The 12,535-nt window shown below is 48.8% G+C and carries 16 protein-coding genes; 9 read left to right on the top strand and 7 right to left on the bottom strand.

All coding sequences use genetic code 11. The annotated features are described in order from the left end of the window. Window positions 1-2: 2 nt before the first annotated feature. Complete coding sequence (gene uvrC / locus AC0L4K_RS09200) at window positions 3-1,889, bottom strand: excinuclease ABC subunit UvrC (protein ID WP_473269033.1); 1,887 nt, start codon at window positions 1,887-1,889, stop codon at window positions 3-5. A 25-nt stretch (window positions 1,890-1,914) separates the two neighbouring features. Then, window positions 1,915-2,229: an excinuclease ABC subunit C gene (locus tag AC0L4K_RS09205; protein ID WP_417223208.1), complete on the bottom strand. Its 315-nt coding sequence runs from the start codon at window positions 2,227-2,229 to the stop codon at window positions 1,915-1,917. 83 nt (window positions 2,230-2,312) lie between these two features. On the opposite strand from AC0L4K_RS09205, the gene AC0L4K_RS09210 reads away from it, so the two are divergent. After that, window positions 2,313-3,260, top strand: a complete 948-nt coding sequence (locus AC0L4K_RS09210; protein WP_417223206.1) for a DUF1853 family protein — start codon at window positions 2,313-2,315, stop codon at window positions 3,258-3,260. 71 nt (window positions 3,261-3,331) lie between these two features. On the opposite strand, the gene AC0L4K_RS09215 is transcribed toward AC0L4K_RS09210, so the two are convergent. Both AC0L4K_RS09215 and AC0L4K_RS09220 read right to left on the bottom strand, forming a co-directional pair. After that, window positions 3,332-3,475 (bottom strand): hypothetical protein, encoded by a 144-nt coding sequence (locus AC0L4K_RS09215; protein WP_417223204.1) that lies wholly within the window; start codon window positions 3,473-3,475, stop codon window positions 3,332-3,334. Between the two features lie 226 nt (window positions 3,476-3,701). After that, complete coding sequence (locus AC0L4K_RS09220; protein WP_473269036.1) at window positions 3,702-4,565, bottom strand: NAD(P)-dependent oxidoreductase; 864 nt, start codon at window positions 4,563-4,565, stop codon at window positions 3,702-3,704. Window positions 4,566-4,663: 98 nt separating this feature from the next. Here AC0L4K_RS09220 and AC0L4K_RS09225 point away from each other — a divergent pair, with 98 nt between their 5' ends. Further along, on the top strand, window positions 4,664-5,221 hold the full coding sequence (locus tag AC0L4K_RS09225; protein ID WP_417223200.1) for a TlpA disulfide reductase family protein: 558 nt from the start codon (window positions 4,664-4,666) through the stop codon (window positions 5,219-5,221). 85 nt (window positions 5,222-5,306) lie between these two features. Here the strand turns inward: AC0L4K_RS09225 and AC0L4K_RS09230 are convergent, their stop codons facing one another. From AC0L4K_RS09230 to AC0L4K_RS09240, 3 genes are all read right to left on the bottom strand, one after another. Next, window positions 5,307-6,491, bottom strand: a complete 1,185-nt coding sequence (locus AC0L4K_RS09230; RefSeq protein WP_473269037.1) for a pyridoxal-phosphate-dependent aminotransferase family protein — start codon at window positions 6,489-6,491, stop codon at window positions 5,307-5,309. Between the two features lie 62 nt (window positions 6,492-6,553). Further along, window positions 6,554-7,315: a 5'-methylthioadenosine/S-adenosylhomocysteine nucleosidase gene (gene mtnN / locus AC0L4K_RS09235; protein ID WP_417223195.1), complete on the bottom strand. Its 762-nt coding sequence runs from the start codon at window positions 7,313-7,315 to the stop codon at window positions 6,554-6,556. Window positions 7,316-7,536: 221 nt separating this feature from the next. Then, on the bottom strand, window positions 7,537-8,301 hold the full coding sequence (locus AC0L4K_RS09240) for a pseudouridine synthase (RefSeq protein ID WP_417223192.1): 765 nt from the start codon (window positions 8,299-8,301) through the stop codon (window positions 7,537-7,539). Between the two features lie 273 nt (window positions 8,302-8,574). Here AC0L4K_RS09240 and AC0L4K_RS09245 point away from each other — a divergent pair, with 273 nt between their 5' ends. From AC0L4K_RS09245 to AC0L4K_RS09275, 7 genes are all read left to right on the top strand, one after another. Beyond that, window positions 8,575-9,255 carry a Bax inhibitor-1/YccA family protein gene (locus tag AC0L4K_RS09245; RefSeq protein ID WP_417223190.1) on the top strand — a complete coding sequence of 227 codons (681 nt, stop codon included), beginning with the start codon at window positions 8,575-8,577 and terminating at the stop codon, window positions 9,253-9,255. A gap of 92 nt (window positions 9,256-9,347) precedes the next feature. Beyond that, window positions 9,348-9,740 (top strand): sulfurtransferase complex subunit TusD, encoded by a 393-nt coding sequence (tusD, locus tag AC0L4K_RS09250; protein WP_417223188.1) that lies wholly within the window; start codon window positions 9,348-9,350, stop codon window positions 9,738-9,740. A 2-nt stretch (window positions 9,741-9,742) separates the two neighbouring features. Next, window positions 9,743-10,111, top strand: a complete 369-nt coding sequence (gene tusC, locus AC0L4K_RS09255) for a sulfurtransferase complex subunit TusC (protein WP_417223186.1) — start codon at window positions 9,743-9,745, stop codon at window positions 10,109-10,111. Continuing rightward, complete coding sequence (gene tusB / locus AC0L4K_RS09260; RefSeq protein ID WP_417223184.1) at window positions 10,111-10,407, top strand: sulfurtransferase complex subunit TusB; 297 nt, start codon at window positions 10,111-10,113, stop codon at window positions 10,405-10,407. The genes tusC and tusB overlap by 1 nt, the downstream gene beginning before the upstream one ends. 1 nt (window position 10,408) lies before the next feature. Then, entirely contained in the window at window positions 10,409-10,765 is a 357-nt protein-coding gene (locus AC0L4K_RS09265) for a TusE/DsrC/DsvC family sulfur relay protein (protein ID WP_417223181.1), read from the top strand. A gap of 13 nt (window positions 10,766-10,778) precedes the next feature. Beyond that, a complete protein-coding gene (locus AC0L4K_RS09270) occupies window positions 10,779-11,702 on the top strand; it encodes an NAD(P)-dependent oxidoreductase (RefSeq protein ID WP_473269038.1) in 924 nt (307 codons plus the stop codon). A 46-nt stretch (window positions 11,703-11,748) separates the two neighbouring features. Next, entirely contained in the window at window positions 11,749-12,525 is a 777-nt protein-coding gene (locus AC0L4K_RS09275; RefSeq protein WP_473269039.1) for a hydroxypyruvate isomerase family protein, read from the top strand. The last annotated feature ends 10 nt before the right edge of the window (window positions 12,526-12,535 follow it).

Below are 12,535 nucleotides of genomic sequence, written 5' to 3' on the forward strand. Positions count from 1 at the left end.
ATTTAAGGGTCGTGATGTAGCGCTGCATAAATATCTTCTGCAATTTTGCGGCTTATAGTAGAGACTTTTCCAATTTCTTCAACACTTGCTGTCTCTATCGATGGCACACTACCAAAATGCTTCAGCAGCTCCCGCCGTCGTTTCGGACCAACGCCGGGAATGCCTTCGAGAGACGATTTACGCCGCGCTTTACCACGTCTAGCACGGTGGCCTGTAATTGCAAACCGGTGCGATTCATCACGAATATACTGGATCAGATGCAGTGCGGGAGAATCCGCGCGCAGCGCAATTTCGACACCACTATCCCCCATGATCAAGGTTTCTAGCCCGGCTTTACGATCACTTCCTTTGGCCACCCCCACAATCAGCACTTCTTCTATCTGCAACTCAGCCAACACTTCGACCGCTTGGGCCACCTGCCCTTTACCGCCATCAATCCAAAGAATATCGGGCAGCTTGCCTTCACCTTTTTTTAACCGAGTATAGCGGCGAGTTAACGCCTGATGCATCGCTGCATAATCATCACCACCGGTAATGCCTTCGATATTAAAGTGACGATAGTCAGATTTCAGTGGACCGTTACGATCAAACACCACGCAGGAAGCCACGGTCGCTTCACCCGAGCTATGACTGATGTCGAAACATTCCATCCGCTGCGGGATCGCATCCAACTGCAAAGCCTCTTGCAGTGCCAGATAGCGATTATAAATACTCTGTTTGCTGGCGAGGTGACTTTGTAGATTTTGCTCGGCATTGGTTTGCGCGAGTTTTTGCCACGCTGCTTTGTCAGAGCGCACCCGGTGAACGAGGGTTACTTTACGCCCGCCCCGTTCGCTAAGAGCTTCCTCTAAAACATCATGATCGGCGGCTTCCTCAACGGTAATCAATACCGGCGGAATTTCACGGCCTCCACCGAGATACCACTGGGCGATAAAGGCCGATAGCAATTCCTGATGTGTCTCTTCAATACCAAAACGGGGATGATAAACCTTACTGCCGATTATTCGACCACCACGTACAAACAGCATATGCATACAAACGGAACCCGATTGCTGTGCACAACCAATCACATCAGCATCGCCGGTTTGGCCACTCACATGCTGCTGCTCTTGCACTTGCTGTAGGCTGGAAATCTGATCCCGATAAATAGCCGCATTTTCAAAATCCAGCGCCTGGGAAGACTGCTCCATCTGCTCAGCCAGCTCGTTCATAATAGTGCTGTTCTTACCTTCCAAAAACATCATCGCATGACGTATATCTGTCTGATACGCTTCGGCTGTCGGCAGGCCCACACAAGGCGCACTGCAACGCTTAATCTGGTATTGCAAGCAAGGACGTGAACGGTTTTTAAAAAAACTCTCTTCACACTGACGTATACGAAACACTCGCTGCATAATCGCAAGACTATCGCGTACCGCACCGCTACTGGGGAATGGGCCGAAATAGCGCCCTTTCTGCCGCTTTGCGCCGCGATGAAAGCGCACCGCAGGGTATTCCTGACCAGTTGAGACAAAGATGTAGGGATAGGATTTATCATCACGCAATAAAATATTATAGGGCGGACGATTGGTTTTAATTAGGTTCTGTTCGAGCAGCAGCGCTTCGGTTTCGCTATTCGTTACCGTCACCTGAATATCAGCAATCCGACTGACGAGCGCCTGGGTTTTAATATTTAGCCCAGTGGGCCGAAAATAGCTGCTGACACGGTTCTTAAGGTTTTTCGCTTTACCGACATAGAGAATCTCTCCCTCACGGTTAAACATCTGATAGATGCCGGGCCGGCGAGTTAAACGGGAGAGAAACTCCTTGCTATCAAAAGATGCAGCGACGGGCTGATCTGATTGGCTATTCAGCGCCGCGAGGGAGTCATTATCAGAAGTATCATTCATGCGGCTATTCTAACTGCGCGCCCTTCTACTCCTCAAGGAGATTCAATAACTTATTAGCATCCATATGAAAATGGGTAGCTTCGCGATGAATTTCTTCCAATTGCTGACGGGTATCATCTGAAATGCCGGCCCCCCGTGACAGACTAACCTCCAAATACACACTGATTTCAGCATAGTAATAGAGCCGGGCATTAAAGCTTTGCGCCCGTTTCAACTTAGAGAGGGAGATCATTGCGCCATTGAGCATAATGGTGTTGATATCAGAATCGCTCATCAGGGGATGGCGATCCTTCTCCGTGAGTGAATGATTCAAATCAACCGCGCGTTTATTTGCTGCCATGAGACATCCTGAAAAAAGTGGAGTAGAGTTAATGATATCTTATTACTTTATGAGCTTTTCACATTAATGTGAATATTTAAGCTATGAGCCAATCTTCAAATCATCCATCTGATGACCGTCTCGTTTCCGCTCATCAATCCGCTTCGGTCTATCAGCATGAGATCATTCGCGATCTCCACTGGCTAATCCATAGTCCCTCGTTGATGCAGTTACCACACAAGCAGTTGCCGGATTGGTTATTCAATCACCCTGCCATCGATGAATACCTTGCCGACCTGGATCGCAATCCCCAACCACTGCTTAACGCATTACGCCAACAGGCGAAGTTTAGACTCGGTTATTACTTTGAAGATTTGATTAGAATCTATCTTAGCACATTTATACAACCCACTGATCTTAAATGTAATATACAAGTTTCAAGAGACAAAACGACCGTGGGTGAATATGACTTTCTGATGGCTCTTAAAGATGGCATAAAAGCCCACCTTGAAGCCGCCGTAAAGTTTTATCTATGCACCTCAGAAGACCCTAATCACTGCGCACTGGACGATTTTATTGGCCCTAACCGCTCCGATCGATTGGATAAAAAATGGCAGCGTCTCACCGGTCATCAACTGCAGCTATCCCTGACCGAGGCGGGTAAAGATCGAGCCACAGCCCTTGGCCTGCTACCCGAACGGCACTCATTACTGCTACGTGGTTATCTGTTTTACCCCTATGCCCACTGGCAAGATTATCACCCGCCGATACCCATTAGCCCGGATCACTTGAAAGGTTGGTGGATCAGAGCGGCGGCCGTCGCTTCACTCGGTAATCAGTATCAGTATGTGCTACTAATGAAACCGCGCTGGCTGGCATCGGCACGCTGCAACTTTCAAGAAACGCTCTCCTGCCCTGAACTCGTAGAAAGAACAGAGGGGATCACCACCCCAACATTGATCGCCCGACTACAGCGGGAAGCCAACACCACCGTTTGGCGAGAAATCGATCGCGGTTTTATCGTGCCCGATAATTGGAACCTTAAAGCTTAATTATTAACCATCGCATAAATGGCAGGCATAAAAAAAGCAGCGCCTGGCTGCTTTTTTAAAATACGCCTGAATTAATCAGCGCGCTGTGCTGCCTTAGCAGCATCTTTTGCCATGCACTTACGTAGGTAGTGAACAGCAACGAAGCTACCTACTACCATTGCTGCAACGATTACCATGCTCGGTACAAAAGAGATCATACTGTATTTATCGGCCATAGAACTGTCCTCATGTGTTACCGCAATAATGAAATGCGGATAATTTATGTGGTTATATATTTTTAGTTATTAGGCGCGATTATAGAGCATCCATTCTCAGGCACAATAGTCTAAAGATCTATTCCTCGGCACTACGATATATCGCTTCAGACAGCCACGAGCGCCTGACTAAGGTAAGCAACATTTCAACACATCGCTGCTGCCTACCCGAATCAATCAAATCGCCTCATTTTTCCAAGCGTTTAACCAAGCTAGAAGTGTCCCAGCGGTTACCGCCCAGCTTTTGCACTTCGGCATAAAACTGATCGACTAACGCCGTTACTGGCAGTTGGGCACCGTTACGGCGCGCTTCGTCGAGGGTAATATTAAGGTCTTTGCGCATCCAGTCGACGGCAAAGCCGAAATCAAACTGATCATCGATCATGGTCTGATGGCGATTGCTCATCTGCCACGATCCCGCAGCACCGTGCTGGATTACATCAAATACGGCTGAGGCATCGAGCCCCGCCTGCTTAGCAAAATGCACGCCTTCGGCCAAGCCTTGCACCAATCCTGCGATACAGATCTGATTAACCATTTTCGCTAGCTGACCCGACCCGGCAGGCCCCAGCAACTTAGCTGATTTTGCATAGCAATCGATCACCGGCATCACTTTATCGAAGATGGCAGGCTCACCACCGATCATAATACTGAGCACGCCGTTTTCAGCACCCGCTTGACCACCAGACACCGGCGCATCAATAAATTCCAGCCCTTGCTCTGCAGCAACAACGGCCAACTCACGGGCTATTTCTGCAGATGCGGTGGTGTGATCAACCAAAATGGCACCTTGCGCCATACTACTAAACACACCCTGAGAACCGGTAACTACTGATCTCAGGTCGTTATCATTCCCGACACAGGTAAAGACAATCTCGGCATCACGGGCCGCTTCTGCTGGGGTAACAGCACTTTTACCTTTATATTCCTGACACCACTGGTCGGCTTTTGTCGCCGTACGATTATAAACAGTGACCTCATGTCCGGCATTGGCCAAATGACCCGCCATTGGATAGCCCATCACTCCCAGGCCGATAAATGCAACTTTCATACGCTTCCCACTCCACCCTAAGGCTGACTATTGTTATGATCAGACTATTCTATGCTAATGATATATATTCAAACACCTTTAATTTTCAGGGCCAAATAATGCCACCGTCCCGCGTGATTTACTCCTACCAAACAGCGCCTCAAGCACGCTATCAGCCACTAAGACGCTGCGCCAAGCTTCTGATTGTCATGCTTTGCAGCCTCGCCGTTAGTCCGTCCTTTGCCTCTGAGTCGTTTTATGACCAGCTACAGCTGAGTGATACCAACAACCAAGCGGTTGATCTAAACCAGTATCAGGGACGCATAGTGTTAGTGAATTTCTGGGCCACTTGGTGCCCACCCTGCGTTGAAGAGATGCCCTCTTTACAGCGTCTCCAGCAGCAGTTCGATCCGAAAGAATTTCAGGTTATTGCCATTAACCTGGGACAAAGCCAAGCAACCGTAAACGCGTTTTTTGCCAACCAGACGTTCAACTTCGACCTACCGGTTTATCTCGATGACAAAGGCATCGCGTTCTCACAGCTCAAGATCGCCGGCATGCCCGCCAGCTTTCTGGTTAATCAAAAGGGAGAACTCATTGAAAAGATCGTCGGTGCCCGCGAGTGGGATCACCCCGCGAATATAAAAGCGGTACGACAGATGCTGGATACGGAGTAAGGATGCCACCCCCCATCGAAACGATTATTTATCGTCTTGGCGAGGTGGCTTTAGACAGATGCAAATGCCCTTGTTAACAAAGGACTTAGTGACCCTGACGATAAATCACTTCAGCAGCGGGAATAGCTTTACCCGTTTTAATGTCCGCACCCATTGCCGAGAGTGTGTTTTCTAAGGCATTCAGACAGAGTAAGACATTTTTCTTATTACAGGCGCTGCCCATTAAGCCGATACGCCATACTTTGCCGGCCAACGCACCGAGCCCTGCACCGATCTCTAGGCTGTAATCATCCAATAAGCGGTTACGTACTTTAGCTTCATCAATGCCTTCTGGGACAAATACTGAGTTCAGCTGTGGCAAACGATACGGCTCTTCAACGAGAAAGCCGATACCCATTGCTTCGAGTCCATCCCGCAAAGCATTGTGATGATGCTGATGACGGGCCCAAGCATTTTCCAAACCCTCCTCTTCGAGCATGACCAGTGACTCATGGAACGCATACAGTGAGTTGACCGGCGCTGTGTGATGATAAGCACGTTTAGCGCCGCCACCCCAATAGCCCATCACCAATTTTTGATCGAGGAACCAGCTAGGCGTTTTGCTTTTACGCTGTTCAATCACTTCAATCGCACGGGTGTTAAAGCTAACCGGCGAAATGCCCGGCGGGCAAGACAGACACTTTTGGGTGCCTGAATATACCGCATCAATCCCCCAGCCATCGACATCTATCTCACTGCCGCCGAGTGATGTCACCGCATCAACAATAGTCAACGCGCCGTGTTTACGAGCGATCTGACACAGAGTTTTAGCATCAGAGAGCACCCCGGTTGAGGTTTCCGCATGCACAAACGCCAATACTTTCACATCGCTGTGTGCGGCAAAGGCGGCTTCCACTTTGGCAGGATCGACGGGCTTGCCCCATTCGTCCTCAACCATAATCGCAGTGGCCCCAAAGCGCTCCACATTCTCTTTCATCCGCCCGCCAAATACACCATTCTGACAGACAATGACTTTATCACCTGGCTCAACCAAGTTAACAAAGCAAGCTTCCATACCGGCAGACCCAGGCGCCGAAATCGGCATAGTCAGTGGGCTTTCGGTTTTAAAGGCGTACTGCAGCATCTGTTTAACTTCATCCATCATACGGATGAACTCAGGATCAAGATGACCAATGGTCGGTCGCGCCAAGGCAGCGAGAACCCGAGGATCTACATCAGAAGGGCCTGGCCCCATTAAAGTGCGCTGCGGCGGATAGAAAGATTTAGTCATAGTGTGTTGCTCTTTATGATTATTTTTTAACAGTATTACGTGTGAGTTAATCGCTAAACGAATCAGCTCACGGTTTCATTGGCAATGGTCTGCACCATAGCAATAACCATCTGGGCCGAGTGCTTAGCGGCGACAAGTAGAAACTGATCAAATGATAGATTAGATTCTTTGCCGGCAATGTCGGACAGGGCACGAATAACAATAAACGGAATATCGAACTGATAACAGGTTTGAGCAATGGCTGCCGCTTCCATCTCAACCGCTTTCATGGTTGGGAAATGCTCACGGGTCTGTGCTACTCGCGTTGGACAGCTCATAAAGGAGTCGCCGGTCGCGATTAGCCCTTTGACCGTTTTGATGCCATCCATTTGCGCGATACTGCGCTGAGCAACATCGGCCAGAAAATTATCCGGCATAAAGCCCGCCGGTAAGCCCGGCACTTGGCCATGTTCATAGCCAAAGATCGTTACATCGACATCGTGGTGGCGTACTTCATCACAAATCACCACATCACCCACGTTTAGCTCTTCAGCGAAGCCGCCAGCAGAACCCGTATTAATAACACAGGTTGGCTGAAAAGTTTGCAGCATCAGTGTAGTACCGATAGCGGCATTGACTTTACCGATGCCCGATTTAAGTAGTACAACATCCACCCCGTGCAGGGTGCCAGTGTAGAGACTATAACCAGCAATGGTGTATTCCTGCCGTGCCTCCAACCGTTGTTTCAGCAGTTCGACCTCTTCATCCATGGCGCCGATAATACCGATTTTAAGCTGATCAGACTGAGCGGTCAGGCGCTCAGCAAAGGAGGTGTTGTTGGTCATTCAGGTGATTCCATCACGGGTAGTAGAGAGAGTGAGTGTTTATGAGATAAGGATACGCAATTTGTGCCGCCGAAAAAATAGTCAATAGGCAGAAAAAGGCATTAAACCATCAGTTTTATTCGAGTATTTGGGGGATAAGGCCGCTGTCTTAGAATACGGCCTAAAATTGAGACTTAGAATAGTGAAAACGCCTTGCTCATTCACCGCAGATTTTATCCAACTCAGTCAAGAGTGTTGTCATCCTCGGTAATTTCAGGTGCAGGATAAAGCCCCTGCCAGCCAAATTGACTGAATAATTGATCGACCCAAGGTGTGACCGGCGCATCAATTATCACCGGCTGTTCGGTAAAAGGATGTACAAACTCCAATCGTGTTGCCATCAACAGCAAGCGATCCAGCCCGAAGTGCTCCCGAAACAGTGTATTATGCTTACCATCGCCGTGCTGGGTATCACCCACTAAAGGATGAAATATATGTTTGAGGTGGCGGCGAATCTGATGTTTTCGGCCTGTTTTGGGCTTCACTTCAATCAGTGAATAACGTGCAGCGGGGTATTTGCTCACTGGAATCGGCAATTCCACCGTGCCCAAGCGGCGATACTCACTCACTGCTTCTTTGGCTGGCTTATTAGGATCAGCCCGCTTATCAGCAACTTTATCAAGAATCTCTTTTAGCGGATAATCAATCACCCCCTGCTCGTCGGTATAACCTCGACAGACACAGAGGTAGGTTTTCTGTACCCGCCGTTCAGCAAAGCAGATATTAAGCTTATTCGCAGCCACTGATGATTTAGCGAAGATCAACACCCCAGATGTCGGTCGATCAAGGCGATGCACTGTATAGGCTTTAATACCCAGCTGTTGGCGAATCAGCGCAATCGCATTTGGTGCCCGCCTTTCAATCGGACTCGGGTGTACTAGCAACCCCGCCGGTTTATCAATTGCGAAATAATGCTCATCTTCAAAAAGTATATGGATGGGGTACATCGTTATAACTTACCTAGCCGGATCAAGGCGCGCAGCTTAACAATAAATTATCGCCTTGCCTATGAACCCAACGCCGATACAAGTGTCTTATAAGTTAACAATGTAACGTAAGGCGGGGAACATCCCCCCTATTAGGGTCGGTTAAGCCATTAAACTGGGAAAAGGCTTTAACACCTATTCACTGTATGGTTGAAATGCTGGTAAAAACCTATATATATAACCTATCCGATAAACTTAAATGGCACCTAACGCCTTAATTTCCAGAGGGATAAGATGCGTAATATCGATACAATGACCGTCCGTTCAGAGCAATCTGTACTGTCGACCAACAAGGTAATTCGCAATACCTATATGCTGCTATCTATGACGCTGGTGTTCAGCGCAGTGACAGCGGGTATTTCTATGATCATCAACCCGCCGATGCTCATGGCTTTAGGCGCAATGATCATCGGTATGATCCTGACGTTTGTTATCGGGAAAAAACAAAACAGCGCGGCGGCACTGCCGTTAGTGTTTGCCTTCACCGGCTTGTTTGGCTTTGCCCTTGGCCCAATTCTGAATCGTTATTTGGGTATGTCTAACGGCGGTGAAATCGTCATGACTGCGATGGGTATGACTGCCGCAACCTTCTTAGGTCTGTCAGCGTATGTCCTTACCAGCAAAAAAGATTTCAGCTTTATGGGCGGATTCCTCTCTGCCGGCCTGATTATTGTCCTAGTGGCGATGGTTGCCTTGATGATCTTGCCGATGTTTGGTGTCAACATTGGTGCGATGCATCTAGCGCTGTCCGCGGCTGTTGTACTGCTGATGTCTGGCTTCATTCTGTACGATACCAGCAACATTGTTAACGGTACGTACACCAACTACATCATGGCGACTGTGAGCCTCTATACCAGCATCTTCAACCTGTTCATCCACCTGCTAAGCTTGATCGGTTTTCTTAAAGACGAATAAACCGCTCCCTGCTAAGCCTTAAAAGCACACACAAAGCCCTGCAATCCTGATAAGATTGCAGGGCTTTTTTCGTTTACAGAAATCAATATATTATGAAGTTTTCAATCGTTATTACCGGCGCACCATATAGCACTCAGGCATCCGCTAGCGCGTTGCAGTTTAGCCGCAGTGTTTTAGGGCTTGGACATGAGATTCATCGGGTGTTTTTTTACGCCGACGGTGTCCATAGTGGCTCAGCATTCGCCGCGCCACCCCAGGACGAAACCAATATTCCAGCTGAGTGGGCCGCACTGGCACAGCAGCACCAACTCGACTTAGTCGTCTGTATTGCCGCTGCAGTGCGCCGCGGCGTATTGGATGCAGGCGAAGCCCGGCGCTATGAAAAAGGCGGCCACAATCTAGCCCCCCATTTTACCCTGTCAGGTTTAGGCCAACTGGTCGAGGCCGGCATTGTGTCCGACCGCGTTGTGACGTTTGGAGCTTAAAGATGAGTGAGACAAAAAAATCATTCCTGATCATTAATCGTAAAGCGCCCTACGGTAGCAGTGCCGCCCGAGACGCTTTAGATGTCGCCCTAACTATATCGGTATTTGAACAACCACTGAGTCTGCTATATATGGATGATGCGGTATGGCAATTGCTACCGGATCACCAAGCGGGCGCTATAGGTCAGAAAAACCTTTCAGCGAATCTTGCGATGCTGGAAATGTACGATATCGACCAACTGTACGTTTGTCGCCAAGCTCTCAGCCAGCGAGGCATCCGCCCAGACGATATTAACTTAAAGATTACCCTGCTTGATGCCAGCGGCATTGCCGCACTGATCAAACAGCAGGATCAGGTATTGAGCTTCTGATGATGACACTCCATGTGATTAATAAAACGCCTTCAGAAAGCAGCGCGCTACAAGATAGCTTGTCCGCTATCAGTGATGGTGATGCCCTACTGCTAATTGAAAATGGCGTTTATGCCGCAGTGCCCGCCTATGCTGAGCATTTCACCCGCCTACCTAAGGCGGTGCAGTGCTATCTGCTCAAAGATGATGCACAGGCCCGTGGCTTACATGACCTTAATCAAGATTTTGGCGCTATCGACTACAATGGCTTTGTCGAATTGAGTTGCCGCTACCATAAAGTGGTCAGTTGGTTCTGATATGGCTAGCGATACAATGAACACACAGCATTTACAGATTAACGGCCAATCGATTCCTGTTGACCCTGAAGGCTACCTACGTAACCTCGACGATTGGAATGAAGCAGTCGCTGAACAACTCGCAGCACAGGAAGCCATCCAGCTCACAGAGGCCCACTGGGAGATTCTACGAGTACTGCGCCAATTCTATCAGCAGTTCGAAATGTCTCCAGCGATGCGCCCATTGATAAAAGCTGTCGCTAACGAACTGGGTAGCGATAAAGGTAAAAGCATCTACCTGATGAGCCTCTTTCCCGGCAGCCCAGCCAAATTAGCCAGCAAGATTGCCGGACTACCAAAACCTACTAATTGCCTATAATGGAGTGCTAGAGATGCGGATCGCTTTTTTGGGCATCGGCTTGATGGGCCGCCCGATGGCCAGCCATTTATTAACCGCAGGCTTTCAGCTTTGTTTATGGAATCGCACCCGCAGCAAAGCGGAAGCATTGGCCCACCTAGGGGCACAGGTTACCAATACCCCGGCTGAAGCAATCGCCGATGCCGATATCATTATCACCATGCTAGAGAACGGCCCGATCGTAGATCAGGTGCTGTTTAATTCAACACCCGCTGTGCAATTTAAAGCCGGCAGCACGGTGATTGATATGAGCTCTATCCCTCCCGAACTGGCCCGCCAGCACGCCGAACAACTGCAGAGCAAGGGGGTCAATTACCTTGATGCGCCGGTTTCAGGCGGCACTGCCGGGGCCGAACAGGCAACTCTTTCCATTATGGCCGGTGGTAATGCCGCCGTCTTTGAAGACTGCCAAACAGTCTTTTCAGCACTAGGGAAAGCGACCTATATTGGCCCGGCTGGCTCAGGTCAGCTTGCTAAGTGCGCCAATCAAGCCATTGTCGGCGTGACCATAGGCGCGGTTTCAGAAGCACTGCTGTTGGCCGCTGAAGGCGGAGCCGACCCTGCTGCCGTTCGAGAAGCGTTGCTAGGGGGCTTTGCCGGCAGCCGCATTCTTGAACTGCATGGACAACGGATGATCGACCGTGAATTCAATCCTGGCGCGACCTCTCGAGTGCAGCTTAAAGATCTGCGGACCATTTTAGATACCGCCCATCGCGAACAACTGAAATTACCACTGGTCGAGCAGACCTATCAGCAATACCAAAAGCTGGTCGATAACGGCTTAGAAGAGGTCGACCACAGCGGCTTGCTACTACAACTAGAAATCGACAATGGCGATCGACAGCTAAACAATAAAGCAACACAATCACCCTACTCTAAAAACCATAACAACAACTAAACATCGGTTTAGTCATATCGATAAGAACAACAGAGAGTTATGTTATATGCCTAATTTTGCCGTTAACCTAAGTATGCTATTCACCGAAGTGCCTCTAGAGGAACGCTTTGCCGCCGCCGCAGAACAGGGCTTTAACAAGGTTGAGATTCAATTTCCTTATGTCTTAGCCGCCACCGAGATTGCCCGTTTACTCAAGCAACATAATCAACGTATTGTGCTACTGAATGCGCCCGCCGGTGATGCACAGAAAGGTGATCGTGGTATCGCGTGCCATCCTCAACGGGTGGCTGAATTCCGTCAGGGTGTAGCCCAGGCGATTGACTATGCAAAACAACTAAACTGCCCTAATATCAACATATTATCAGGTATAGCTCCCGTTAATTGTGATATTAATTTGATTGAAAAAACCTTAATCGACAACCTGAAATTCTGTGCTGAAGAGATGGCCGAAGTAGGCATTCAGTTGCTTGTCGAGGCGATCAATACTCAGGATATCCCCGGCTTCTTTGTTAATAACAGCCAACAAGCCTTTGCATTATTTGAGGCGGTAGGACACCCAAATATAAAACTGCAGTATGATATCTATCATATGCAGATCATGGAGGGTAACCTGATCCACACGCTGAGGAACAACCTCGATAAGATTGGCCATATACAATTTGCCGATGTGCCGGGGCGGCACGAACCTCAAACTGGTGAACTAAACTTCGGCAATATTTTTCAAGCTCTGGATGATATGGGATACTCAGGTATTACTAGTCTTGAATATAATCCTTCCGTCAGCACGACTGAAAGTCTACGCTGGCTGAAACAGATAGCATAAGAGAGCATTC

Source organism: Amphritea sp. GJ51-11 (assembly GCF_055808735.1).